Source organism: Nonomuraea sp. NPDC048892, assembly GCF_040649735.1.
Taxonomy (GTDB): Bacteria; Actinomycetota; Actinomycetes; order Streptosporangiales; family Streptosporangiaceae; genus Nonomuraea; species Nonomuraea maheshkhaliensis.
Genome location: NZ_JBEZFZ010000003.1, coordinates 133,070 through 157,797, shown reverse-complemented (window position 1 = coordinate 157,797; position 24,728 = coordinate 133,070). Strand labels below are relative to the sequence as shown.

General features: G+C 70.2%; 20 protein-coding genes. 11 read left to right on the top strand and 9 right to left on the bottom strand.

The genetic code is table 11. From position 1 onward, the window contains the following. The first annotated feature begins 9 nt into the window (after positions 1 to 9). Positions 10 to 1,587 (top strand): heparinase II/III family protein, encoded by a 1,578-nt coding sequence (locus tag AB0C28_RS10480; protein ID WP_358073670.1) that lies wholly within the window; start codon positions 10 to 12, stop codon positions 1,585 to 1,587. Positions 1,588 to 1,619: 32 nt separating this feature from the next. On the opposite strand, the gene AB0C28_RS10475 is transcribed toward AB0C28_RS10480, so the two are convergent. The 6 genes from AB0C28_RS10475 to AB0C28_RS10450 form a co-directional block, all read right to left on the bottom strand. Next, the gene (locus tag AB0C28_RS10475) at positions 1,620 to 2,171 is read right to left on the bottom strand and encodes a hypothetical protein (protein WP_358073669.1); all 552 of its coding nucleotides are present in this window, start codon (positions 2,169 to 2,171) and stop codon (positions 1,620 to 1,622) included. Continuing rightward, on the bottom strand, positions 2,168 to 4,234 hold the full coding sequence (locus AB0C28_RS10470) for a hypothetical protein (protein ID WP_358073668.1): 2,067 nt from the start codon (positions 4,232 to 4,234) through the stop codon (positions 2,168 to 2,170). The genes AB0C28_RS10475 and AB0C28_RS10470 overlap by 4 nt, the downstream gene beginning before the upstream one ends. Next, a complete protein-coding gene (locus AB0C28_RS10465; RefSeq protein WP_357844868.1) occupies positions 4,231 to 4,482 on the bottom strand; it encodes a hypothetical protein in 252 nt (83 codons plus the stop codon). The genes AB0C28_RS10470 and AB0C28_RS10465 overlap by 4 nt, the downstream gene beginning before the upstream one ends. 218 nt (positions 4,483 to 4,700) lie before the next feature. After that, positions 4,701 to 5,819 (bottom strand): magnesium and cobalt transport protein CorA, encoded by a 1,119-nt coding sequence (locus AB0C28_RS10460; protein WP_358073667.1) that lies wholly within the window; start codon positions 5,817 to 5,819, stop codon positions 4,701 to 4,703. A 19-nt stretch (positions 5,820 to 5,838) separates the two neighbouring features. Further along, a complete protein-coding gene (locus AB0C28_RS10455; RefSeq protein WP_357844874.1) occupies positions 5,839 to 6,312 on the bottom strand; it encodes a nuclear transport factor 2 family protein in 474 nt (157 codons plus the stop codon). A 4-nt stretch (positions 6,313 to 6,316) separates the two neighbouring features. After that, the gene (locus AB0C28_RS10450) at positions 6,317 to 7,288 is read right to left on the bottom strand and encodes an amidohydrolase family protein (RefSeq protein ID WP_357844877.1); all 972 of its coding nucleotides are present in this window, start codon (positions 7,286 to 7,288) and stop codon (positions 6,317 to 6,319) included. 147 nt (positions 7,289 to 7,435) lie between these two features. Here AB0C28_RS10450 and AB0C28_RS10445 point away from each other — a divergent pair, with 147 nt between their 5' ends. Together AB0C28_RS10445 and AB0C28_RS10440 are read left to right on the top strand one after the other, a co-directional pair. Further along, complete coding sequence (locus AB0C28_RS10445) at positions 7,436 to 8,134, top strand: M50 family metallopeptidase (RefSeq protein WP_346113397.1); 699 nt, start codon at positions 7,436 to 7,438, stop codon at positions 8,132 to 8,134. A gap of 45 nt (positions 8,135 to 8,179) precedes the next feature. Further along, positions 8,180 to 10,048 (top strand): protein kinase, encoded by a 1,869-nt coding sequence (locus tag AB0C28_RS10440; RefSeq protein ID WP_358073666.1) that lies wholly within the window; start codon positions 8,180 to 8,182, stop codon positions 10,046 to 10,048. Between the two features lie 8 nt (positions 10,049 to 10,056). Here the strand turns inward: AB0C28_RS10440 and AB0C28_RS10435 are convergent, their stop codons facing one another. Then, the gene (locus AB0C28_RS10435; protein WP_358073665.1) at positions 10,057 to 12,276 is read right to left on the bottom strand and encodes a thiamine pyrophosphate-dependent enzyme; all 2,220 of its coding nucleotides are present in this window, start codon (positions 12,274 to 12,276) and stop codon (positions 10,057 to 10,059) included. 198 nt (positions 12,277 to 12,474) lie between these two features. Between AB0C28_RS10435 and AB0C28_RS10430 the strand changes: the two genes are divergently transcribed. After that, entirely contained in the window at positions 12,475 to 13,800 is a 1,326-nt protein-coding gene (locus AB0C28_RS10430) for a hypothetical protein (protein WP_358073664.1), read from the top strand. 61 nt (positions 13,801 to 13,861) lie between these two features. On the opposite strand, the gene AB0C28_RS10425 is transcribed toward AB0C28_RS10430, so the two are convergent. After that, the gene (locus AB0C28_RS10425) at positions 13,862 to 14,047 is read right to left on the bottom strand and encodes a hypothetical protein (protein ID WP_358073663.1); all 186 of its coding nucleotides are present in this window, start codon (positions 14,045 to 14,047) and stop codon (positions 13,862 to 13,864) included. A gap of 127 nt (positions 14,048 to 14,174) precedes the next feature. Beyond that, positions 14,175 to 14,786, bottom strand: a complete 612-nt coding sequence (locus AB0C28_RS10420) for a TetR/AcrR family transcriptional regulator (protein ID WP_357844892.1) — start codon at positions 14,784 to 14,786, stop codon at positions 14,175 to 14,177. A 61-nt stretch (positions 14,787 to 14,847) separates the two neighbouring features. Here AB0C28_RS10420 and AB0C28_RS10415 point away from each other — a divergent pair, with 61 nt between their 5' ends. The 7 genes from AB0C28_RS10415 to AB0C28_RS10385 all read left to right on the top strand — a co-directional run bounded on the left by AB0C28_RS10415 (position 14,848) and on the right by AB0C28_RS10385 (position 24,630). Beyond that, on the top strand, positions 14,848 to 16,419 hold the full coding sequence (locus AB0C28_RS10415; RefSeq protein ID WP_358073662.1) for a carboxyl transferase domain-containing protein: 1,572 nt from the start codon (positions 14,848 to 14,850) through the stop codon (positions 16,417 to 16,419). A 4-nt stretch (positions 16,420 to 16,423) separates the two neighbouring features. Next, a complete protein-coding gene (locus AB0C28_RS10410; protein WP_358073661.1) occupies positions 16,424 to 18,442 on the top strand; it encodes a biotin carboxylase N-terminal domain-containing protein in 2,019 nt (672 codons plus the stop codon). After that, entirely contained in the window at positions 18,442 to 19,347 is a 906-nt protein-coding gene (locus AB0C28_RS10405; RefSeq protein WP_358073660.1) for a hydroxymethylglutaryl-CoA lyase, read from the top strand. Before AB0C28_RS10410 ends, AB0C28_RS10405 begins: the two co-directional genes overlap by 1 nt. Positions 19,348 to 19,350: 3 nt before the next feature. Then, on the top strand, positions 19,351 to 20,487 hold the full coding sequence (locus AB0C28_RS10400; RefSeq protein WP_358073659.1) for an acyl-CoA dehydrogenase family protein: 1,137 nt from the start codon (positions 19,351 to 19,353) through the stop codon (positions 20,485 to 20,487). 45 nt (positions 20,488 to 20,532) lie between these two features. After that, positions 20,533 to 20,967, top strand: coding sequence for a GNAT family N-acetyltransferase (locus AB0C28_RS10395; RefSeq protein WP_357844907.1), 435 nt, complete (start codon positions 20,533 to 20,535; stop codon positions 20,965 to 20,967). A gap of 173 nt (positions 20,968 to 21,140) precedes the next feature. Beyond that, positions 21,141 to 24,119, top strand: coding sequence for an AAA family ATPase (locus tag AB0C28_RS10390; RefSeq protein WP_358073658.1), 2,979 nt, complete (start codon positions 21,141 to 21,143; stop codon positions 24,117 to 24,119). A 160-nt stretch (positions 24,120 to 24,279) separates the two neighbouring features. Further along, positions 24,280 to 24,630 (top strand): VOC family protein, encoded by a 351-nt coding sequence (locus AB0C28_RS10385; protein ID WP_358073657.1) that lies wholly within the window; start codon positions 24,280 to 24,282, stop codon positions 24,628 to 24,630. Positions 24,631 to 24,728 lie beyond the last annotated feature (98 nt).

Sequence of the window (24,728 nt, the reverse complement as noted above, 5' to 3'; positions counted from 1 at the left end):
TTTCACCACTTGGAGCATGACGACGTGTTCTGGCGTGCCCGCACGACCTCAGGCAAGGCCATCTGCCTGAGCGACCAGTTCCCCGGAATCAAGGTGGAGGAGGTGATGCGCGGCCAGGTGACCTTCGTCGGCCTGCCACCGGTCGACCTCGGCACCGGCGAGATCGACTGGACCGCGAACCCGCACGGCAACCGTTCCTGGGCACTCAACCTGCACGCCCTGCGCTGGATGGGCCGGCTGGTAGGCGCGTACGAGCAGAGCGGCGAGCGAGCCTGCCTCGACCGCGCCGCCGACATCACCGCCCAGTGGCTGCGCGCCAACCCCCGGGACGGCGCCGGCGTCAGCCCGTGGGCGTGGGCCGAACACGCCGTCGCGCTACGCGCCCCCGCCCTGGTCTGCCTCAGCGAACACGTACGCACACCCGCCCTGTGGGACTCCCTGGCCGAGCACGGGCAGGTCCTGGCCAACCCGGCCCTCTACCGCGAAGGCCACAACCACGGCCTGGACCAGGACATCGCCCTGCTCCTCGTCGGCTGCCGCCTGGGCCGGGCCCGCTGGCGGGACCTGGCCATACGCAGGATGACCACCTCCGCCGAACTCGCCATCGACGCCCAGGGCGTCCTGCACGAACAGGCCCCCCGCTACGGCCTCTACGTCCACCGCCGCCTCGGCGTCGCCCTGCGCGCCATCCGCGAGAGCGGCGCCGAGCCCTCCGAACGCCTGCTGGCCAGACGGCGCGCCCTGGAGACCTACGTGGCGCACGCCACCCAGCCCGACGGCCACCTCGTCCCCATCGGCGACAGCCCCGCCGACACCCGTGCGGACGGTTTCCCCCACTCGGGGCCGACGGTGCGGGTGTTCGACGGAGGCTACGTCTTCGGCAGAACCGCCTGGAACGACCCGGACTCCGCCTACTACTCGATCAGATTCGGCCCAGGCCGCCGCCTGCACGGCCACGAGGACCACCTCGGCATCACCTACTCCGCCCAGGGCCGCCGCATCCTGGTGGAGACCGGCTTCCACTCCTACGAACGCACCGGCTACGTCACCTGGACCCGCTCACCCGAGGCCCACAACGTCCCCATCCCGACCACCGGCACCTTCGACCCCGGCACCCCCACCCACTTGCTCTCCTCCTCCATCACCCCGTCCCGCCAGTCCTTCGACCTCGCCGACGAGGCGTACGGGGTCCGCAGAACCCGCCGCATCCTGATCAACCACGGCCCCGATTGGATGGCGATACACGACACGGTCGCCTCCGGCACCCTACGCAGCACCATCCACCTCGACCCCTCCCTCCAGCTCCTGTCCCGGAGCGAGGGGGCGGTGATACTGGGCGACGATGAAGGCTTCCTCGTCACACTCCTGCATTTCCCCGGGGAGGGAGAGGCGATACGGCCGGGCCTGATCTCAATCGGCTACTTACGCACCGCGGAGAACGTCACGGTGCTGTCACCAGAGGCACAGAGTGTCCTAACAGTGATCGTGCCCCAACCACACGCGGAAGGCGAGTCGTACTACCAGGTTCGGTCGCTTCTCCACCCCCTCGGACGCCAGGAGTGGTTGCGAATGGCGAGAGAAAGGTGAGCTCTTGGCTCAAACTCTACGTGCAACCGGTCTCACTCTTGTTTGTCCAGCAGAATAGGTTTGAGCTGTCGGAAAAACTCTGTTGCGTCCGCCAGCGCATTGCGCCCCACAGCGCCCTTGTAGATGTTGACGGTGAGGAGACGTTTGTAATCCGATGTCCATCCGTAGACGGATGCGATGGTTCTATTGTGAGAGCCTCTCCGCCATGCTGCGAAGCCTGGGCCCAACTGGACCGGGAGGTCGCTGCCCTTGGTGATGGCCTTGGTATTCTGCAATCCCTCCGGGCTGATGGGGGACGGCTCGAACACTTCGATCGTAAGCCCCAACGCGCCGGTAGCGTTCGTGCTGTCGGTCACCGAGCATGATGCAAAACGACCCTTGTCCCTCTTACCGCCGACGGCGAGGTAACTCTGGAAACCGGTGGCCATCTTGATGGCGCTCGACGATATCAGGTTGCATTCGTGCGGTGTCGCAGTAACGTCGGCGAGCGGTCGGGTATCTGGTGGTGAATGGGGAGGGCTCGAACATGCTGCCGCCGTAGCGAGGCTGATCAAGGCAAGGTAGGCCGATGCGGATGTTTTCATGAACCTTGCCTAGAATAGTTTGCCTCAGATTCCTTGAAGCCCAACGCAATCGACTGGCCCGGTCCTTTGAACACGCGACCGGTTGAGTTAAGTGACAGCCAATCATCATAAGCTCTGCGCTGGGCAGCGCTCATCCTGTCCCAAGGCATGATCTCCCCGTTGACCATGAAGTCCGCTTCTGTGCCTGGGGCGTAATCCTCGTGAAAGCTCGGGTGCGTTTCGACAGGGACGGAACCGTCTCCGAAAAGGCCATGGCGCATCATCGCGGACGCTGTTAGATCGGCGAACATGTGCTTGGCCGCCCCCATCGCGGAGTCCGCATCCGCTCTGGCGCGTTCCTCGTGGCTGGAACTGACCTTTTCGAAAATCTCTTCCTTGGCTCTGTCGACCATGAAGCCGATGAATTTGCCTTGTGGCCCTGGTGCGAGTCCGACGATATTTTCGGACATCTTCTTGAACGTGGTGAAGCGCGCGTCGTTGCTCTTCGCCGCTTGGATGCTGGAGATGTTGGCGGCGTTGGTTATAAGCCACGTCGTCCTGCTCAGGCTCTGTATGGCCTGGGCGAATTCAGCGCCTCCGCTGCGACTCATGCGCTCTTCGAGGATGTCTTGTCTCTTGGTATCGATTTGATACCGCGCTGCTTCTGGGTGCGATCTGCACCATGTGGCAAGATCGGCCGCGACCTCTTTGGTGATCTTGATGGCCAGTTCGTCCAACATCTTGGCGGAATACAGCCCATGGCTGGCTGTCACGGCTTGAAAAGCGCGTTCGTTTGCGAACGCCCAGCTCATCGCCTTCTTGATGTCCATCGCGTTGAAAAGGGCACCATAGGGTTCCGTGCCCTTCAAGTTCTTGTCAGGGTCCTGTTCGGCTACCACGCCTGGCACTTCTTCGCTGAAGGCGCGCGTGGCACGATGAATGTCCCCGGTGTACTGAGCCAAGATCGTGCCGAGGTTGCCGCGGGTGTTCGGGAGGTTCTTCTGTACCTTGGGGTCGCTCCAGAAGTGGACCGCCCACGAGGCGATCAACGCGGACTTGTAGCCGCGTGACCCCCCAGGTGGCAGATCGTGATCGCGGAACTCCGTGCCGGCCGCCTCGATGGCCCAGGCGAGGTCCGCGTCGGCGGTGCCGTCCCAGTGGTGCTTGCGCATCAGATACGCCAGCGGGCGCCGCTGAGGGTCGGTGAAGAAGTCCTGGGCGACGGCGGAGTGGTGGGCGAGTGCGACCAGGGCGGCGCCCATGGGGCTGAGGTCGCCGGGGGCGGCGTCTCTCGGGCCGGGCAGTGCCCAGGGGTCTCGCGGGAGGCTCGGGTCCGGTGGGTGGGCCAGGTCCTTGTCGTAAAGTTTCCGGACCACCGTGAGCAGGAACGTGTGATCGAACTCCGCGTCCTGGAGCAGCCTTTTCACCGAGAACGCGTCCTGCCCGTTCTCGATCCCGTCGACCAGTTGATCGGCGTAACCGTCCGGCAGTCTCATCCGGCCCGCGCCCCGTGAGGCCGTGCCCAGGATGGTGCTGAGCATGGTGAGGAGTCTGTCCTGGGTCTGGACGTCGCGCTGGAGCGGGCGGGCCGATGCGGAGAGGCCGGCGCCGTAGAGCGCGTTGATCAACGCCTTCAACTCGCGCGGTGGTACCTCCATGGCGAAGGCCACGGCGAAGTACGGGTCGTTCTTGTGCCGTTCGATCTCGGCCACCAGGTGGGGATCGAGGGAATGGCTCGTGACCTGTTCGCGCAGCTTCGTGGCCATGGTCTTGGCGGTGGCCGCGCCCTCGGCGGGTGAGCTGGACAGCCACTTCGATTCGTTGGCCCAGAGAGTGCCGCCCGCGCCGGGGGTGCGGTCCGGTTCGGCGAGGATGAGGTCGAGGCGGCCCTGGAGCGAGGGGATCAGGTCGCTCATCTGGCGGCTGATGTCGCGCAGCGGCGACGGGCCCCACAGGGGGACGCCCAGTGACGTCAGGGCCCGCTCCACCTGGAGGTCGACGTCCGGGATCATGCCGCTGACCCGCTTCATGCCGTCGATCAGCCGGGTCATCAGCGCGGGATCGATGCCGACCATGGGGCTCATCGAGGAACTCCTCCGGCGCCGTGGTCGCTCGGCCGGAGTGAGTCCAGGAGCGAGAGGGCGCGCGTGAAGCGGTCTTTGAAGCCGCGGTCCCAGGCGCGCAGATCGGCGGCGAGCCGGTCTCCGGACGCGCCTTTGAGCGCGCCGTCGTCCACCAGGCGGATAAGCGCGGTCACGTCATTCGCGTGATAGTCCCGCAATTGTTCAATGTGCCGCCGGGCGGCGTCGATCTGTTCCCGCGTCGCCATCATCGCCTGATCTCATTCGTTCTGTGGAACGGGCAAGCCGAGCCGATGGAATGGTAACCGGAGGTCGGCTGCGGAGTGCAGGAGATCGAGGTGATTTCCGCAGAAGAGCTGGGGGAGGGAGCCGCTCGTCAAGCAGGCGTTTCTGGTTATGGGTTTTTTGGGGGTGATTTCGGCGGCTATTGCTTTCGGAATGGTGGATATGTCGGGTGATCGGGGTAAATCTACAGCCAGTTGCGGCGTTTGAAGACCCGGTGGAGGATCAGGCAGACGGCGCCCATGAGGACGATGGCGAACGGGTAGCCGAGCACCCAATGCGTCTCCGGCATGAAGTCGAAGTTCATCCCGTAAATGGTCCCGACCAGGGTGGGGGCGAAGAGGATGGCGGCCCAGGCGGAGATGCGCTTGACCTCCTCGCCCTGCTGGATGCTGGCCTCCGTCATGCGGGCCATCTCCGCGTTCTGGGCCTGCGTCACCAGGGTGGAGTTGACGATCAGGATGTTCTGCAGCATCTGCCGGAACGACGAGATGCGCTCGGTCACCGTGATCGCGTGGTCGGTGACGTCGCGCAGGTAGCTCTGCAGTTCTTCGGTCACCCCGTATTTCCGCGCCCCCGCCATGAAGCCGTTGATCATGCCGATCAGCGGCGCCGTGGCCCGCTGGAACTCGATGACTTCGCCGGACAGCTCGTAGACGCGGCGCGACACCGACGGGTCGCCGCTGAAGACCTCGACCTCGATCTCCTCGATGTCCTTCTGCAGCCCGGCCACCACCGGCGCGTATCCGTCGACGACGGCGTCGAGGAGGGCGTACAGGACGGCTTGCGGGCCCTGGCGGAGCAGGTCGGGGTCGGATTCCATGCGTTTGCGCACGGCCACCAGGTCGGGGGCCTCCGCGTGGCGTACGGTGATGACGAAGTTGGGGCCGATGAAGATGTGCAGCTCGCCGAACGCGACCTCTTCGGCCTCGTCCAGGTAACGGGCGGCGCGCAGGACGACGAAGAGGGTGTCGCCGTAGCGGTCGGCCTTGGGCCGCTGGGAGCCGACGATGGCGTCTTCGAGCGCCAGCTCGTGCAGCTCGAACTCCTCGCCGAGCTTGACCAGCTCCCACTCCTTCGGCCGGTAGAGCCCGATCCAGGCCATGGAGTCGGGCATCTGCTTGAGGCGTTCGAAGGCGTCGGCGAGCGAGCCGGGGTTGTCGACCCGCTCGCCGTTCTGGTAGATCGCGTTGTCGATGACAGTGGGACGGTAGGGAGGCTCTTCTGCGGCTCGCGGGTCCATCGAGTGTTCCGGCGCTTCCTCGCGTGCGTCCGCGCCGCGCCTGAACCCCTTCACCCTGGCCATGAAACCTCCACTGTCGTGACTATGACGGACGGAACTCGTCGAGCTGCTGGGTGGCGCGGTCTCTGATGGTCTTGCGCCACATCGGCGTCCAGCCGAACAGCAGCCCGTGGGGCCGGCCCAGTGCCATCTTCGACCACCGCTTGAAGTCGAACTCGTCGTGGTGGCGCACGATCAGGCCGTCGTCGAACCTGAACAGCGCGTCGATCTCGTTGACGACCTCACGCCCGGTGCTGGAGAAGGTGTAGCGGGCGGTCCAGTGAGCGGCGCCGCTGCGGCCGTCGGCGGTGACGTCCCGGTATTCCGACTTCAGCCCGTTACGCACGCCGAGCTGCAGCCGCCACATTCTCATCACCCGGTCCCGCCCTTCGACCTCCTGGAAGATGGGATCGCCGAAGCTGACCTCGGGGTGGTAGCAGCGCTCCATGGCCGCGTAGTCCGCGCGCCCCAGAGCGTCGTAGAAAGCGCTGATGAGCGCCACGTGCCGATCGTTCACCCCTCTATCGAATCACGGCCGCACCGTTGTCCCAGCACACAGCTCGCAACCAGGCATCCCCGAGATCGAGGCGGGCCAGGGCGTCGAGCTGATGGACATAGGGGTACGGAATGGTCGGGAAGTCGCTGCCGAGCACCACCTTCCCCGCCAGGCCCAGATCAAGCAACGCGGGCCGCAGCCGATCGGGGAACGGCATGCCCCGCTCGCTGAACTCGGTGAACGCCATCGTCGTGTCCAGCGCCACCCGCTCGTAGCGCGCGGCCAGCTCGAAGAACGGGTCGTACTCGGGCATCCCGAGGTGCGCGATCACCGCGCGCAGCGCCGGATGCCGGCGCAGCACCTCGCCGATCGGCTCCGCCCCGACGTAGCCTCCGGGAACGGGTACGGAGCTCGCGTGCACCACCACCGGCACCCCGGCCTCGGCCAGCAGCCCCCACACCCCGTCCAGCTCCGGAGCACGCGGATCGAACGCGCCCACCTGCAGATGCACCTTGAAGATCTTGACCCCGTCCTCCAGCGACCGCCGCACGTACTCCTCGACCCCAGGCTCGGGGTAGAAGGTCGCCGACGGGAGACAGCCGGGTGTACGCCGGGCGAACTCCAGGGTCCAGGCGTTCAGGTCGGAGGCCATGCCGGGTTTGTGGGCGTACGCGAGGGCGGGGAACGTGCGCACGCCCATCGCCCGCAGTCGTTCGACCCGGCGCTCGACCGGCCAGCGGTAGGCGATGTCCCATCCGTTCCCCATGAGCGGCCCGCCGTGGGCGAAGTGGTGCCACACCCGGCGTTCCATGCGTTCTGGCAGGAAGTGGACGTGGAGGTCGATGAGTCCGGGGAGCCCGAGGCCGCCCCACCAGCCGGGCACCCGCGCGTCGGACTCGGGCCGGCCGAAGGGGGTTTCCGCCGGCGCGCTCTCCGCCGGCACGCCTTCTTCCGGTGCGGCGGCGGGCGTGGCTGAGGGTACGGCTTCTTCGGGCACGGTGCCGACCCTACCGACGGGCTCCCGCGACCGGCAGCCGGGCCGGAGCCAGGTCGCCGGCTCGTCCGCCGATCAGTCCATGCCGGCCGGAAATCCCTGCCTTCACGGGCTCCGGGGAGCAGGCCGAGCGGTTAGGGTTTCTCCTCGATGGACAAGTTCTGGGCCCACCTGATCGCGGTTCAGCCCGACCCCGATCCCTGGGTGGTGGGCGTCTCGGCGCTGGCCGCCCTGCTGATCGTCGGCTTCCGCATGCCCTGGCAGGTCTCACGGGGGCTGATCACGATCGCCCACGAGGGCGGCCACGCCCTGATGGCCCTGCTCACCAGGCGCAAGCTCGAAGGCATCCGCCTGCACTCCGACACCTCGGGAGTGACCCTCACCAGGGGCAGGCCCACCGGTCCCGGCATGGTGCTGACCGCGCTCGCGGGCTATCTCGCGCCGCCGTTCCTCGGGCTCGGCGCCGCGTGGATGACCGAGCAAGGGCGCATCACGCTGCTGATCTGGGGCGTGCTGCTGCTCCTGGTCTGCATGCTGCTGCTGATCCGCAACCTGTACGGCGCGCTGATCCTCCTGGTGACCGGCGGCGCGGTGTTCGCGTTGATCATGTACGCGCCGGCCGATGTGCAGCAGGTCGTGGCCATGGTGGCGGCCTGGTTCCTGCTGTTCGGCGGGATCCGGCCGATCATCGAGCTGCAGCACAAGCGGCGCAGGCGGCAGGCCAGAGACTCCGACGCCGACCAGCTCGCCCGGCTGACGTTCCTGCCCGGCGGGTTCTACGTGTTCTTCTTCCTGCTGGTGTCGGTGCTGTCCGTAGCCTTCGGCGCATACCTCATGAACCCCCTCTGATCCCTGTATTTCGCACTAAACTCCACAGCAACAGGGGGAGATGACGTGCTGCCAGTCGAGGACGCCCCGGGGTACCGGGTACTCGATCAGGCGGGTCAGGGCGGATTCGCCGTCGTGTACCGCGCCTACCAGGAGCGCCTCGACCGCGTCGTGGCGCTCAAGGTGCTGTCCGTCGACCGGGTCGACCAGCGCACGATGCGCAGGTTCCAGCGCGAGCTGCAACTCACCGGCCGCCTCACCGGGCATCCGAACGTGGTCACCGTCTTCGACACGGGCGTGACGAGCTCGGGCAAGCCGTACATCGCGATGGACTTCTTCGAGAACGGCTCCCTGCGCGACAAGGTCCGCAAGGAGGGGCCGCTGCCGGTGCCCGAGGTGCTGCGTGCGGGCGTCAAACTCGCCGGCGCGCTGGCCGCCGTACACGAGGCCGGAGTGCTGCACGGCGACATCAAGCCGCAGAACATCCTCATCTCGCGGTACGGCGAGCTCGCCATCGCCGACTTCGGCGTGGCCAGAGTCGTGGACTCCTCGGAGATCTCGGCCACCTCGCAGGCGTTCACCCCGCTGCACGCCGCGCCCGAGGTGCTCACCGGCCAGCCCCACTCGGCCTCGACCGACATCTACTCGCTCGGCTCGACCCTCTACCACCTGCTCGCCGGCCAGCCCGCCTTCCACAATCCGGCCGACCCGTCGATCGCGCCGCTGATGTATCGCGTGCTCAGCGTCGAGCCGCCGCCGATCAACCGCCCGGACGTGCCGCGGGCGGTGTTCGAGTCCGTCGTACGGGCGATGTCCAAGCAGCCCGAGTCCCGGTACGGGTCCGCGCGTGAGCTGGCCAGGCACCTCCAGGCGGTGCAGGCGGACCTGGGCCTCCCGGTCACCGACCTGCTCGGCCAGGACTCCGGCCCCGCACCTGCCACCGGTTTGTCCCAGACCGGCGGTGGCCCGCCGGCTACGGGCCATCACCTGCCGCAGGGCGGCGCTGTTCCCACCACCGGCCACCATGCGCCGCAGGAAGGGGGAGCTCCCGCCACCGGCGACCATCAGGGCGCCTTCCCCGCCACGGGCAGCCAGTTGCCGCCCTTCCCGCCGCAGGTCACCGGCCAGAGCGGGGTGACGCCCAACACGGCCGCCGCCGCGTCGTCACAGGCGTACACGGCGCCGGGCCGGCAGGACGACCTGCGGTGGAGTCCGGAGTATTCCGCCTCCCGCCAAGCCCAGCCCAGCCCCGTGCAGTCCGGCCCCGCACACCACAACCAAGCCGTACACCCCAACCAAGCCGCGCATCCCCACCAAGCCGCACAGTTCGCCTCCGCCCAGCCCGGGCAGGCCCAGCACGCGCAACAGGCTCCCTACGCGTCGGCCCAGCCTCCCACCGCCCAGCCGAGCACCGGACACCGGAAGCCGCCCGGTTCGGCCAGCGCCACCCGCGTCAAGAACGGCATCCTGATCGGCGGCGCGGTGGCGGTCGCCGTCACCGGCGGCACCGTGCTGGCGGTCTACCTGTCGCTCCAGCCGCCCTCCAGCCCCCAGGACACCCAGGCCACCACCACGACCGAGCCCCAGCAGCAGCCCGAGGCCGACACCTCCATCGACAAGCGTCAGGTGGCCGCCCTGGCGCCCCGCCAGGTGAAGGCGGCGGCTGACCAGGGAGCGCTGGTGGAGCTGCGCTGGACCCTGCCCGCCGGCGCCCGCGACTACCCGGTGGTCCTCCAGCGTTCTCCGGTCAAGCAGGGCGAGCAGGCGATCACCGCGCTGACCACGGGCGCCACCTCGGCCCGGGTCGCCGGCCTCGACCCGGGCCGCGGCTACTGCTTCCTGGTCGGCGTGCCGTTGCGGATCTCGGAGAACTCCACGGTGGCCTGGTCGGCGCCGTACTGCATCAGAGGCGCACGGGCCAAGCAGAGCCAGTGACAACCCCGTCAGCCGAGGAGCTTGCGCGCCGCCTGCTCGATCTCGTCCTCCGACAGCAGCACGTGATCGGCGGCGCCGCCGAGCGGGATGAAGCTGTCGGAGGAGGTGACCCGGGCGACCGTGCCGGTGTAGCCGGCGTCGAGCAGCTCGGCCACGATGCCCTCGGAGACACCGCCGGAGCGGCGGGTCTCGTCGGCGATCAGCACGTTGCCGGTCAGCTCGGCCGCCCGCAGCAGGTCCTCGACCGGCAGCGGGGACAGCCAGCGCAGGTCGAGGACGCGGCAGCCGTACCCCTCCTGGGTGAGTCGCACCGCGGCGCGCAGGCTCATCCGCAGCCCGTTGCCGAACGTGACGATCGTCAGGTCGCGCCCGTCGCCGTAGGAGCGCGCCCGCCCGATCGGCACGTGCGTCTCCGGCCAGCGCCCGGGCGGCGCGTAGGGCGCCAGCCAGCCGCCGTCGCCCGCGTCGAACAGGTCACGCGTGTGGTAGAGCGCGATCGGCTCCAGGAACACGCAGACGGATCCGGACGTACGGGCCGCCGCCAGGCAGGTGCGCAGCATGGCGGAGGCGTCGTCGGGCCGCGCCGGTGAGGCGATGACCAGCCCGGGGATGTCACGCAGCGCGGCCACCGCGTTGTCGTTGTGGAAGTGGCCGCCGAACCCCTTCTGGTAGGAGTAGCCGGCCACCCGCACCACCATCGGGTTGGTGTACTGGTGGCGCGAGAAGAACGACAGCGTGGCCGCCTCGCCGCGGATCTGGTCGAGCGCGTTGTGCAGGTAGGCCAGGTATTGGATCTCGGGCACGGGCAGCAGCCGCGACACGCCCTGGCCGAGCGCCAGCCCCAGCACGGCCTGCTCGTCGAGCAGCGTGTCGAACACCCGCCCCGCCCCGAACCGCTTCTGCAGCCCCCTGGTCACGCCGTAGACGCCGCCCTTCTTGGCGACGTCCTCCCCGAAGACCGTCATCTCCGGATAGACGGCCAGTGCGTCGGCGAGCGTGCGGTTGATGGACTGCGAGAGCGTCATCGGCTTGTCGTTCTCGGGCAGCGCCCCGGCGAACGCCTTCTCCCTGACCGCGGCGGAGGCCGCCATCGGGCTGATCTTGGCGATCAGCTCGGGCCGGCGCGGCGCGATCGGCTCCATGACCTCCTCGGCCGAGCCGAGCCGCGGGCTGCGGGTGGTCTCCAGGGCGATCCGCAGCACGTGTTCGCGGGCGGACTCGTACAGGGTGAGCAGGTCGTCCGGCGTCTGCAGCCCCGCCTCGACGAGCAGGGCGGCCGTACGCAGGAGCGGGTCGCGTTCGAGATCGGCCCTGATCTCGCGCTGGGTGCGGTACGCCGACTCGACGTCGGACCCGGCGTGGCCCATGAGCCGCACCGTGGACAGGTGCAGGAACGCGGGGGAGCGGTGCTCGCGCACGTGCTGGACGGCGCGGGCGGCGGCGTCGTAGGCGGCGGCCAGGTCGCAGCCGTCGGCGGCGAAGTATTCGATGCCGGGACGCCGCGCGGCCGCCTCCACCCAGCCCTTGGGCGTGCGGACGCTGATGCCGATGCCGTTGTCCTCGCACACGAACAGCAGTGGCAGCGCCTGCCCCTGGAAGGTGGCGTAGGAGGCGGTGTTGAAGCCGGACAGGGCGCTGGCGTGGTTGACCGAGGCGTCGCCGAAGCTGCACACCGCGATGGCGTCGGAGGGCCAGGCGGCCCGCACGCCGAGCGCCCTGGCCCGCTCGATGGCGAACGCCACGCCCACGGCCCGCGGCAGATGGCTGGCGATGGTCGAGGTCTGCGGGATGACCGCCAGGTCGGGGTGGCCGAACACCTTGTGCCGGCCGCCCGAGATGGGCTCGTCGGCCGCGGCGGTCAGGCCCATCAGCACGTCGCGGATGCCCTGCTCGGGCAGTCGCCCGGCTTGCTCGGAGCGGGTCAGATAGAACGCGCCCGAGCGGTAGTGGAGCAGCGCCGGGTCGTCGGGCCGCAGGGCGGCGGCCACGGCCGCGTTGCCCTCGTGACCGGCGGAGCCGATCGTGTAGTAGCCCTCGTCCTGCCCGCGCAGCCAGCGGGCGGCGATGTCGAGCAGCCGGCTGTCGAGCTGGCGCAGGAACAACGTCCTGGCCTCTCCGCCGGTCAAAGACGTGCCCTCGCGGACCGGCAGCCCCGGATCTCGCTCCGGGCCCGCCTTGAGCGTCGCAACCGCCTGGGTGAAGTGAGTCTCAACTGTGTCCCGCGCCACAGCATCGATTATGTCCCTGATCGGCGCTGACGTCTGCCGGACACCGGTGACATGTTGTGGACCGGTCCGTTTGACCCGCAATTATTACGGTTTGTCAGAATGCTCAACCCTGTCGCCCGAGCGCACGTCTACTTATATGACACACGTGGCACCCTCAATGCCGCGTTGGACCAATGGGGTCTCCAGAAAGGAACCCGCATGTTACAACGCATTCGTGTCGCCGCCCTCGCGGTCGTGCTCGGAGCAGGGACGCTCGTCATGGCTCCTCCCGCGGCGACGGCGGCCACCGCCACCACCATCAGCGACGTGGGCGTCAGCCCGGCCGCGCCGGTCGTCTTCGACTCGCCGGTCAACGTCACGTTCACCTTCACCACCACGGACGCGACCGAGGCCGGCCTGAAGCTGAACGGAGAGACGGTCAGCGTCTCGTCCGCGCCGGCCAACGGCGGCCTGAAGTGGACGGGCACCAAGTCCCTCGGCCCCGGCAGGTACAACTACACCGCCACCGCCCAGGGCACCCCGCCCGCGGTCAAGTCCGGCTCGTTCGTCGTGGCCAAGGCCCTGACCACCTCGTTCGGCGACTTCGACGCCAGCCCCGACCTGGTCGACAAGGGCGACGACATCAGGGTCGCCGGCCGGCTGCTGGCCAACGGCAGGGGATACGACGGCCAGTCCGTCTCCATCGCCTTCCGCGCCCGCGGCGCGAACGACTACCGCGAGGTCGCCAAGGTGAACACCGGCCGCGGCGGCTGGTTCGGCACCCGCGTCAAGGCCGAGGCCACCGGCTGGTGGCGGGCCTCGTTCGCCGCCACCGGCACCGCCAAGGGCTCCGTCAGCGAGTCCGACCGGGTGGACGTCAAGCGCGCCAACCTCGCCAGCCACCTCGTCGGCTTCGACGCCCGGCCGGAACCGGTGGACAAGGGCGACCGGCTCGCCTTCACCGGCGCCCTGCGCGTCGACGGCCGCGGCGGCCTGGCCGGCCAGCGCGTGAGCGTCTTCTTCAAGGCCGACGGCTCGCGCAGGTGGGAGTACGTCACCAGCGACGTGACCAGCAGGCACGGCCGCTTCTGGGCCGTGGCGCAGGCGCAGACCTCCGGCTGGTGGCGCGCCCAGTACGCCGGCACGCGCGGCGTCAACGGCTCGATCAGCGACGCCGACCGGGTGCGGGTCAACGAGCCCGCCCCCGAGCCTGAGCCCGAGCCCGCGAAGGCCGACACCCGGCTGATCAAGTTCAACGCCTACCCGGAGCCGGTCAAGCGCGGCCGGTACCTGAAGTTCAAGGGCAAGCTGCAGATCGACGACGAGGGCAGCTGGGAAGGCTACGAGGGCAAGGTGCGGCTGTACTTCAAGCCGCTCGGCTCGAAGAAGTGGCAGTACGTGCAGTCGACCTGGTCGAGCGAGACCGGCCGGCTCTACACCAGGGTCAAGGCCTGGCGGTCGGGGCACTGGAAGTTCGTGTACGGCGGTGACGAGGACACCTACGGCGACGACAGCCGCAGGGACTACGTCCGCGTGCGACGCTGATCATCCACCACTGAACGAACGAGGCCCGGGGCGCCACCTCGGGCCTCGATCGTTCTCCGGCTCAGTTGGGCTGCGGGCCGGTCAGCTTGGCGTCGATGCGGATCAGGAGAGACTCGATCGAGTCGAACCGCCCGTCGTGATCGTCGAGCCGCTTCTCGATCTTGTCGATCCGCAGATCCCGGCGCCGGCTGTCCTTGTTGATCTTGGCGATGCCGTCGGACATCTCATAGGCGGTCGTCCTGAGCATGTTGATCTCGGCGCCGAGCAGCGAGACACTGTGGTCCAGCTCGCTGAGGGGCTCGTCAAGATCAAGCGCAGAAAGATGTGAAACTCACTCCTCTTCGGTTCGCCTCGACCGAGTAACCCGGAAGAAGTTAGCGAGCTTTAACGGCGGCGGCGATGGCGGCGTGGGCCATCGTGTGCAGGAGTGGCCGCATGTCCTGGGCCGGTAGTTCGCCGGCGCTGTGCGGGGTGGAGTTGAGCAGGCCGAACACCGCGTGCGTGGCCGCGCGCAGCCGGGCCGCCGGGCAGGCGGGGTGCAGCTCGGCCAGCACCGTCACCCACTCCTCGACGTAGAGCCGCTGCAGCCGCCTGATCTGCCGGCGGGCGGGCTCGGGCACGTTGCCCAGCTCCCTGTCGTGCACCGTGATCAGCGCCGGCTGCTCGATCGCGAACCTGATCTGCGCGTCGAGCAGCGCGTCGAGCGTGTCTCTCGGGTCGGCGGAGGCCGTGACGGCCGCGACCGCCGATTCGCGCAGCCGCGAGCTGATGTCGAGCAGCATCTCCGACAGCAGCGCGTCCTTGCCGTCGAAGTGGCGGTAGAGCGCGGGGCCCGAGACCCCGACCGCGCCGCCGATGTCCTCGATCGAGACGCCGTGGAAGCCGCGCGCCGCGAACAGCCGGGCGGCCGCCTCCAGGATCTGCGCACGCCTGTTGCGCCGCCCGCGGGTAGGAGTGTCGGAGGTAGCGCTGGAGACGGTGGCCACGTCTCACATGCTAGACGATGACGTTAATGATGACTAACATCCGTGCCATGAGAGGGGACTCATGAGCAGTGACTGGCCGGTGCTGAGGTCGGCCGCCGTGCCCGGGAGCGAGGCGTACAAGAGCAATGCCGAGCTCAACGAGCGGCTGGCCGCCGAGCTGCTCGAACGGCTCGCGACCGCCGCGCTCGGCGGGCCGGAGCGGTCGCGGCGCCGCCACGTCGAGCGCGGCAAGCTGCTGCCGCGCGACCGCGTGGACGGCCTGCTCGACCCGGGCTCGCGCTTCCTGGAGCTGTCGCCGCTGGCCGCCGGCGGACTCTACGACGACCAGGCGCCCGCGGCCGGCATCATCACCGGCGTCGGCCGCGTGTCGGGCCGCGAGTGCGTGATCGTGGCCAACGACGCCACCGTGAAGGGCGGCACGTACTATCCGATCACGGTCAAGAAGCACCTGCGCGCGCAGGAGGTGGCCCTGCACAACCACCTGCCCTGCGTCTATCTCGTCGACTCGGGCGGGGCGTTCCTGCCCAGGCAGGACGAGGTGTTCCCCGACCGCGAGCACTTCGGCCGCATCTTCTACAACCAGGCCACGATGTCGGCCCGCGGCATCCCGCAGATCGCCGCCGTGCTCGGCTCGTGCACGGCCGGCGGCGCGTACGTGCCCGCGATGAGCGACGAGGCGGTCATCGTCCGCGGCCAGGGCACGATCTTCCTGGGCGGCCCGCCGCTGGTGAAGGCGGCCACCGGCGAGGAGGTCACGGCGGAGGAGCTGGGCGGCGGCGACCTGCACGCGCGCGTCAGCGGCGTCACCGACCACCTGGCCGAGGACGACGCGCACGCGCTGGCCATCGTCCGCGACATCGTCTCCACGCTCGCCCCGCGCGCCGCCCGCCCCTGGGACACGATCGCGCCTGAGCCGCCCCTGCACGACCCCCGCGACCTGTACGGGATCGTCCCCGCCGACACGCGTCAGCCCTACGATGTGCGCGAGGTGATCGCCAGGATCGTGGACGGCTCGCGGTTCCTGGAGTTCAAGGCCGAGTACGGTTCGACCCTCGTGACCGGGTTCGCCCACGTGCACGGCCACCCGGTGGGCGTCGTGGCCAACAACGGCATCCTGTTCAGCGAGTCGGCCATGAAGGGCGCCCACTTCATCGAGCTGTGCGACCAGCGCCGGATCCCCTTGCTGTTCCTGCAGAACATCAGCGGCTTCATGGTCGGCAAGGCGTATGAGGCGGGCGGCATCGCCAAGCACGGCGCCAAGATGGTGACGGCCGTGGCGTGCGCGCGGGTGCCCAAGTTCACGGTGGTGATCGGGGGCTCGTTCGGGGCGGGGAACTACGCGATGGCCGGGCGGGCGTACTCGCCCAGGTTCCTGTGGATGTGGCCGAACGCCCGCATCTCGGTCATGGGCGGCGAGCAGGCCGCGAGCGTGCTCACGACCGTCGGCGACGCCGACCCCGACGCGATCAGGGCCCAGTACGAGCACCAGGGCAATCCCTACTACTCCACGGCCAGGCTGTGGGACGACGGGGTGATCGACCCGCTCGACACCCGTACCGTCCTGGGCCTGGCACTGTCCGCGGCGGCCAACGCCCCGCTCGAACCCGCCGGTTACGGCGTCTTCCGGATGTGACGCGATGGTGTTCGACCGTGTTCTGATCGCCAACAGGGGCGAGATCGCCGTACGGATCGCGCGCACGCTGCGCGCCCTCGGCATCACGTCCGTGGCCGTGCACACCCCGTCCGACGCGGAGGCCAAGCACGTACGCGAAGCCGACATAGCCCTCCAGGTGCCGAAATATCTGGATATTGAGGCGATTATCGGGGCGGCCCGCGAGGCCGGCGCGCAGGCCGTGCACCCCGGCTACGGCTTCCTCGCCGAGAACCCCGAGTTCGCCCGCCGCTGCGTGGCCGCCGGCCTCGTATTCGTCGGCCCGCCGGCCGAGGCCATCGAGGCCATGGGCGACAAGATCCGGGCCAAGGCCACGGTGTCGGCCGCCGGGGTGCCCGTGGTGCCGGGCGCGACCGAGCCGGGGCTGGAGGCGTGGACCGACTTCCCCGCCCTGATCAAGCCGTCCGCCGGCGGTGGCGGCAAGGGCATGGTGCTGGTGCGCTCGGCCGCCGAGCTGCCCGGCGCGATCGAGTCGGCCCGGCGTACGGCGCTGGCGGCGTTCGGCGACGGGACGCTGCTGATCGAGCGCTACGTCGAGCGCCCGCGCCACATCGAGATCCAGGTCATGGCCGACGCCCACGGCGGCGTCGTGCACCTGGGCGAGCGCGAGTGCAGCCTCCAGCGCAGGCACCAGAAGATCATCGAGGAGGCGCCGTCGCCGTTCGTCACCCCCGAGACGCGCGCCGCGATGGGCGCGGCGGCCGTGGAGGCGGCGCGCGCGGTGGGCTACGCGGGCGCGGGCACGGTCGAGTTCATCGTGGACGGCACGACCGGGGCCTACCACTTCATGGAGATGAACACCCGCCTCCAGGTCGAGCACCCCGTCACCGAGCTGGTCACCGGGCTGGACCTGGTGGAGCTGCAGCTCAGGGTGGCGGCAGGCGAACGGCTGCCGTTCGGGCAGGACGACGTGCGGCTCGACGGCCACGCGGTCGAGGCGCGTGTGTACGCCGAGGACCCGGCGCGCGGCTTCCTGCCGACGGGCGGGCACGTGCTCGCCCTGCGCGAACCCGCCGATGGCCCGGGGCCTGTGGCGGGACCGGCGGCGGGACCCGTGGCGGTGGGAGCGGCCGGTGGCGGGCGCGCGGTCGTGCGGGTGGACTCCGGGCTGGTCGAGGGCGGGACGGTCGGCAGCGAGTACGACCCCATGCTGTCCAAGGTCATCGCCTGGGGCCACGACCGCGACGCGGCACTGCGCGCACTCGACCGGGCGCTGGCGGGCACGGCCGTCCTGGGCGTGGTCACCAACCTCCCGTTCCTGCGGGCGCTGGCCGCCCACCCCGCCGTACGCGCGGGCGAGCTGGACACGGGGCTGGTCGAGCGGCTGCTGCCCGAGCTGGTGGGCGCGGACGGAGTCCCGTGGGACGTGCTCGCCGCGGCGGCGCTCGTCTTCCACGCCCTGCCGCAGGGCGACGACCCGTGGGAGGTCTCCGACGGGTGGCGCGTCGGCGAGCCCGCGTGGACGACGTGGCGGCTGGAGTCGAGGGACGGCGTGCACGCGGTAAGGGTGCGCGGCCTGCCGGAGGAGTCCGCCGAGGTCATGGACGACGAAGGACGCCCGCGACCGGCCAGGATCCGCACCCGGCAACGCGCGGGTGACGGCACGCTCAGCGTCACCATCGGCGACCGCACCGAGCACTACCTGTGCGTACGCCGCGCCGACACGCTCTGGCTCGGCCGCGACGGCGCGTCCTGGCAGCTGACCAGGCACCTCATCGGCGACCCGGGCGACCGGCCAGGCGCCGCGACGGCGGGCGACGGCGTGGTCAGGAGCCCCATGCCCGGCACCGTCCTGCTCGTCAAGGCCGAGCGCGGTGACCGGGTGAGCGAGGGGCAGCCGCTGATCGTCGTGGAGGCGATGAAGATGGAGCACACGGTCACGGCCCCGCGCGACGGGATCGTCTCCGAGCTGACCGCCCAGGCGGGCCGTCCCGTGGACATGGACGCCGTCCTGGCCGTGATCACCGCTGAGGAGGCGTCGTGATGCCGTACCAGGAAGAGGGCCTGCCGCACCAGGTCACGGTCTACGAGGTCGGCCCGCGCGACGGGCTGCAGAACGAGTCCTCGATCGTGCCCGTCGAGGTCAAGGCCGAGTTCATCGACCGGCTCGCGGACGCGGGGCACAAGGTGATCGAGGCGACCAGCTTCGTGCACCCCAGATGGGTGCCGCAGCTGGCCGACGCCGGCGAGCTGCTGGAGCGGCTGCACCGGAGGCCGGGCGTGCGCTACCCCGTGCTCGTGCCGAACGAACGCGGTCTCGACCGCGCGCTCGACCTGGGCGTGGACGAGATCGCCGTCTTCGCCAGCGCGACCGAGACCTTCGCCGCGAAGAACCTCAACCGCAGCCTGGAGAGCCAGTTCGAGATGTTCGAGCCGGTCGTGGCCAGGGCGCTGGACAACGGGATCAAGGTGCGCGCGTACGTGTCGATGTGCTTCGGCGACCCCTGGGAGGGCCCCACGCCCATCGCCCAGGTGGTCACCGTCGGCGAACGGCTGCTCGGGCTCGGCTGCTACCAGCTGTCGCTCGGCGACACGATCGGCGTCGGCACGCCGGGCCACGTCACCGCCCTGATCAACGCCTTCCGCCGGCCCGATCGCCTCGCCGTGCACTTCCACGACACCTACGGCCAGGCCCTGGCCAACACCCTCGCCGCACTCAGGGCGGGCGTCACGACGGTCGACGCCTCCACGGGCGGCATCGGGGGCTGTCCCTACGCCGAGTCCGCCACCGGCAACCTCGCCACCGAAGACCTCGTCTGGATGTTGCGAGGACTCGGCATCGAAACCGGGCTCGACCTGGGCAAGCTCGTGTCCACCAGCACCTGGCTGGCGGAGTTGCTCGGGCGGCCCAGCCCCTCCCGCGTCGTACAGGCGCTGTCGAAAGGCTGAGACATGCTCAAGGACGAGTACGAAGAGCTGCGCAAGACCGTCGAGTCTTTCGCCCGCGAGGTGGTCGCCCCGGTGATCGGGGACTTCTACGAGCGCGAGGCGTTCCCGTACGACATCGTGCGGCAGATGGGCGCGATGGGGCTGTTCGGGCTGCCCATCCCCGAGGAGTACGGCGGGATGGGCGGCGACTACTTCGCCCTCTGCCTGACCCTGGAGGAGCTGGCCAGGGTCGACTCCAGCGTGGCGATCACGCTGGAGGCGGCGGTGTCGCTCGGCGCGATGCCGATCTACCGCTTCGGCACCGACGAGCAGCGCATGACCTGGCTGCCGAAGCTGACCTCGGGGGAGATGCTCGGCGCGTTCGGCCTGACCGAGCCGGGCGGCGGGTCCGACGTGCCCGGCGGGATGCGCAGCACCGCCGTCCTGGACGGCGGCGAATGGGTGATCAACGGGACGAAGGCCTTCATCACGAACTCCGGCACCGACATCACCGGCGTCGTCGGCGTGGCCGCGCTCACCGGCGAACGCGAGATCTCCACGATCCTCGTGCCCAGCGGCACGCCCGGGTTCACGGTCTCGAAGAAGTACTCCAAGGTCGGCTGGAACGCCTCCGACACGCGCGAGCTGGCTTTCACCGACTGCCGCGTGCCCGCCGAGAACCTGCTGGGCGAGCGCGGCCGGGGCTACGCGCAGTTCCTGCAGACGCTCGACGAGGGCCGCATCGCGCTCGCGGCCCTCAGCGTCGGGCTGGCGCAGGGGTGCGTGGACGAGTGCCTGACGTACGTACGGGACCGGCGGGCGTTCGGCCATCCGATCGGCCACTACCAGTCCATCCAGTTCAAGATCGCCGACATGGAGGTCCGCGCCCACACCGCGCGCCTGGCCTACTACCACGCGGCGGAGAAGATGCTGGCCGGGGTGCCGTTCAAGAAGGAAGCGGCGATCGCCAAGCTGGTCGCGTCCAACGCGGCGATGGACAACGCGCGGGACGCGACCCAGGTGTTCGGCGGCTACGGGTTCATGAACGAGTTCCCCGTCGCGCGTTTCTACCGCGACGCGAAGGTGCTGGAGATCGGGGAGGGCACCAGCGAGGTGCAGCGCATGCTCATCGCCCGGCAGCTCGGGCTCGGTGACCTGTGAACGGTGTTTGCGGAGGCGGCGGTGCACGATCTAGGGTCGATGGTCATGACGGCTGACGATCTTCTCATCAGGAAGGCGGAGAAGGCGGACGCGGACGAGGTGTTCGCACTGGCCCGCGAGTTCGGCCTGACCTTCAGGCCCGAGCGCGAGGCCTTCGACGCGGCGCTTCCCCAACTCCTCGCCAACGACGACGCCCTCCTGCTCGTGGCCGTCGTGAACGGCCGGGTCGACGGTTACCTGCTCGGGTTCGTGCACCTGACGCTCTTCGCCAACGGGCCGGTGGCCTGGGTGGAGGAGGCCATGGTCCAGTCCGGGTCGCGGCGGCAGGGGATCGGGCGGACGCTGCTGGAGGAGTTCGAGCGGTGGGCCCGCACACGGGAGGCCGGCTACGTGGCGATGGCCACGCGGCGGGCGCCGGAGTTCTACCACGCGCTGGGCTACGAGGCGTCGGCCACGTTCTTCCGCAAGGTGCTGCGCTGACCTTCCTCCGGCCTGCGCGAGGCCCGGCGGTGAGCTGAGGTCCCGCGCTGGGCTGAGGTCCTGCGCTGAGTTCGGGAGCGACGCGACGGCCCGGGCCGGGCGTTTCCGTACGCTCCTCGCGAAGCTCCGGCTCGGCGTGGGTTTCTGTCGTGGCCGGATGGCATCCTTAGGGCGTGAGCATCCACGCCGTGAGCCCCCTGTTCGTCGGGCGTGCCCGCGAGCTCGCCGCCCTCGGTGACGCCCTGGGCCGGGCCCGCGCGGGCGCGTCGTCCACCGTGCTCGTCGGCGGCGAGGCGGGGGTCGGCAAGACGCGGCTGGTCAGGGAGTTCACCGGCCACAGGGCCGAGGACGCCAGGGTGCTCATCGGCGGCTGCCTGGAGCTGGGCACGGAGGGCCTGCCGTTCGCGCCGTTCACCGCCGTGCTGCGCGGGCTCGTGCGCGAGCTCGGCCGCGACGGCGTCACCGCGCTGGTGCCCGGCGGCGACACGCGCGGGCTGGCCCGGCTGCTGCCCGAGTTCGGCGAGCCGGGCGAGGAGGGGGCCGAGGCCAGGGCCAGGCTGTTCGAGCAGGTGCTCGGGCTGCTGGAGCGGCTCGCGGAAGACCGTCCCGTGGTGCTGATCGTCGAAGACGCCCACTGGGCCGACCGCGCCACCCGCGACCTGCTGACGTTCCTCGTCCGCTACCAGCGCACCGCGGCCCGCCTGCTCCTCGTCGTGACCTACCGCACCGACGAGCTGCACCGCTCCCACCCGCTGCGGCCGCTGCTCGCCGAGCTGGGCCGGGTCGAGTGGGTGACCAGGGCCGAGCTGCGCCGGCTCACCCGCAGGGAGGCCGTCGCCCTGGCCGCGGGCATCCTGGAGCGCGAGCCGTCCGCCGCCGACATGGACCTCATCTACGCGCGCAGCGAGGGCAACCCGCTGTTCGTGGAGGCGCTGCTCAGCGAGGCCGACGGCCAGGAGGCGCTGCCCGAGTCGCTGCGCGACCTGCTGCTGGCCGGCGTCGAGCGGCTGCCCGAGGAGACGCAGGAGCTGCTGCGGGTGGCCAGCGTCGGCGGTCAGCGCATCGAGCACGACCTGCTCAGCGCCGTGGCCGGGCTCGACGAGGAGAGGCTGTCGCGCGCCCTGCGCCCCGCGGTGGCGGGCAACGTGCTCGTGGTCGACGGCGAGGGCTACTCCTTCCGTCACGCGCTCATCCGCGAAGCGCTCGACGACGACCTGCTGCCCGGCGAGCACATCCGCCTGCACACCCGCTACGCCGAGGCCCTGGAGCGCGACCTGTCGATCCTGCCCGCCCCGCGCGGCGCGATCGAGCTGGCCCACCACACCCGGCAGTCAGACGACTACGCCTGGGCGCTGGTCAGCGCCTGGCGCGCGGCTGACGCGGCCCGCACCTCCACCGCCTACGACGTGCAGCTGCGCATGTTGTCCAGAGTGCTGGAGCTGTGGGACCTGGCGCCCGACGCGGCCGAGCGCATCGGCACCGACCGGATCGACGTGCTCAGGCAGACGGCCACGGTCGCCCACCTGGCCGGCGAGTACGAACGCGGCATCGCTCTGGGCAGCGCCGCCCTCGACGAGCTCGACCACGACGCCGACCCGGTGCGGACGGCCATGGTGCTGCGCCAGCGCGGCCTGACCCGCTGGGATCTCGGCCGTCCCGGCTTCCTCGACGACCTGCGCAAGGCCGCCGCCCTCGTGCCGGACGACGAGCTCAGGCTCCGTGGCCAGGTGCTGGAGACGTTCGCGCGCATGCTCACCGGCCCGGAAGACCTCCAGGAACGGCTCGACACGGCCCAGCGCGCGATCGAGCTGGGCCACGAGATCGGCGACGCCAACGTCGAGGCGCACGCGATGATCAGCCTCAACTGGGGCAAGGCGTGCTACTCCGAGATGGAGCTGCAGGTCGAGACGTTCGCCGAGGCACGCCGCATCGCCCAGCGCGACGGGGCCTACAACGCGCTGCTGCGCTGCGCGGTCTCCGAGTCCGACGCCTTCGAGGGCGCGGGCTGGCACGAGCGGGCCGCCCAGGTCGCCCGGCGCGGGATCGACGACGCCGCCCACTACGGGCTGGCCCGCACGTCCGGCACGTTCCTGTCGATCAACCTGGCCGAGCCGCTGCTGTCGCTCGGGCGCTGGGACGAGGCGCTGCAGGTGCTCGAACACGCGCTCGACCTCGTGCCGCCCCCGCCCTACCGGGCCAGTCTGCAGGGGCTGGCCACCGACATCGCGCTCGCGCGGGGGCAGCTCGACCGGGCCGAGGCCCTGATGGCCTCCTCACGGCAGATCGTGTCGCGGGGCACCTTTCGCGATCAGGTGACGCTGCCGCACCTGCGCAGGGAGGTGCAGCTGCTGTCGGCGCGGGGGCAGCCGGAGCAGGCGGTGGAGGTGGCGGCCAGGGCGCTGGAGGAGCGCGACCTGATGAGCAGCCCGCGCTACTCGTGGCCGGTGCTGGTGACCGTCGCGCGGCTCATCTGGGCCGTGGTGCCGTCCAAGCAGCTCACCGAGGTCCTGATGGGCGCCGCGCCCGGCGCGGGGCTGGGGGCGCTCGCGCGGCAGGCGCTGTCGTTGCTGCCGGAGATCCGGTCGATCGCCCTGCGGCTCGACACCATGGGGGAGTCCCAGCAGGCCCACCGGCTCACGTTCACCGCCCTGACCGGGCCCGAGCCGACGTCCGCCTACGTGAGCGACGCGGCCTCCTGGCAGTTCAAGGCGTGGGACCAGGCGGTGCGGGCCTGGGCCGAGCTGCGGGAGCCGTACCCGGAGGCGCAGTGCCTGGTCGGGGCGGCGCAGGCGGCGCTGTCGGCCGGCGACCGGCAGGAGGCGGCCGCCCGGCTGACCCGGGCGCGAGAGCTGGCCCGCGAGCTCGGCGCCACGCCGCTGCTCGAACAGCTCGACGTCTTCGGCCGGCGAGCCAGGCTCGGCGGCTCCGACGACGGCAACGACGGTCAGCCGCTCGGGCTGACGGCGCGGGAGCTGGAGGTGCTGCGGGAGGTGACCAGCGGGCGCAGCAACCGGGAGATCGCCGAGGCGCTGTTCATCTCGGTGAAGACGGTGAGCGTGCACGTGTCCAACATCCTGGCCAAACTGGGCGTGGCCACCCGAGGCGAAGCCGCCGCCACCGCCCACCGCCTCCGCCTGTTCGACCAGGACTAGGAGTGTGTCGAAGGCGCCGGTGTCGTTGCGCTGAGGCGGGGATAAATCGCTACTGCGACGGTGGAGGTGGCGAGTACGGTGTGGCTGGGGCCGGTGGTCACGTTCGGCGGCTCACGGAGACGGACGCGCGGACGCGAAGGAGCGAATGGTGCCAGGCGCTGTGCTGCGCGGGGTGACTCTCGACTGTGCGGACCCGCGGGCGCTGGCGGGCTTCTACAGTGCGCTCACCGAAATGCGCGAACTCTTCAGTTCGGACGAGTTCGTCGCTCTGACGGACGGCTCCGGCTGTGACCTGGGGTTCCAGCGGGTTGCCGGATACCGGGCTCCGCAGTGGCCGGGTCAGGACGTGCCGCAACAGCTCCACCTGGATTTCCGGGCTGACGACCTCGATGCGGTGGAAGCGCTGGCCTTGGAGCTCGGCGCGGCCAAACCGGACCACCAGCCCGGCGACGGACGATGGCGGGTGCTCCTGGATCCGGCCGGCCACCCCTTCTGCCTGACGCCTTCCTGACACCGCCGGCGTCTGACAGGTATTCCTCGTCAGAGGCCGTAGCGCGCGGGCTTGGGTGAGCGGCTCGGTTGCGGGCCTGACTCTTGCGACGTCCGCGG

Excerpts from the sequence above, each read along its gene's own strand:
- AB0C28_RS10475 (WP_358073669.1), bottom strand. The coding sequence starts at position 2,171 with ATGAAAACATCCGCATCGGCCTACCTTGCCTTGATCAGCCTCGCTACG.
- AB0C28_RS10470 (WP_358073668.1), bottom strand. The coding sequence starts at position 4,234 with ATGAGCCCCATGGTCGGCATCGATCCCGCGCTGATGACCCGGCTGATC.
- AB0C28_RS10465 (WP_357844868.1), bottom strand. The coding sequence starts at position 4,482 with ATGATGGCGACGCGGGAACAGATCGACGCCGCCCGGCGGCACATTGAA.
- AB0C28_RS10460 (WP_358073667.1), bottom strand. The coding sequence starts at position 5,819 with ATGGCCAGGGTGAAGGGGTTCAGGCGCGGCGCGGACGCACGCGAGGAA.
- AB0C28_RS10445 (WP_346113397.1), top strand. The coding sequence starts at position 7,436 with ATGGACAAGTTCTGGGCCCACCTGATCGCGGTTCAGCCCGACCCCGAT.
- AB0C28_RS10430 (WP_358073664.1), top strand. The coding sequence starts at position 12,475 with ATGTTACAACGCATTCGTGTCGCCGCCCTCGCGGTCGTGCTCGGAGCA.
- AB0C28_RS10425 (WP_358073663.1), bottom strand. The coding sequence starts at position 14,047 with ATGCTCAGGACGACCGCCTATGAGATGTCCGACGGCATCGCCAAGATC.
- AB0C28_RS10415 (WP_358073662.1), top strand. The coding sequence starts at position 14,848 with ATGAGCAGTGACTGGCCGGTGCTGAGGTCGGCCGCCGTGCCCGGGAGC.
- AB0C28_RS10410 (WP_358073661.1), top strand. The coding sequence starts at position 16,424 with ATGGTGTTCGACCGTGTTCTGATCGCCAACAGGGGCGAGATCGCCGTA.
- AB0C28_RS10405 (WP_358073660.1), top strand. The coding sequence starts at position 18,442 with ATGCCGTACCAGGAAGAGGGCCTGCCGCACCAGGTCACGGTCTACGAG.
- AB0C28_RS10400 (WP_358073659.1), top strand. The coding sequence starts at position 19,351 with ATGCTCAAGGACGAGTACGAAGAGCTGCGCAAGACCGTCGAGTCTTTC.
- AB0C28_RS10395 (WP_357844907.1), top strand. The coding sequence starts at position 20,533 with ATGACGGCTGACGATCTTCTCATCAGGAAGGCGGAGAAGGCGGACGCG.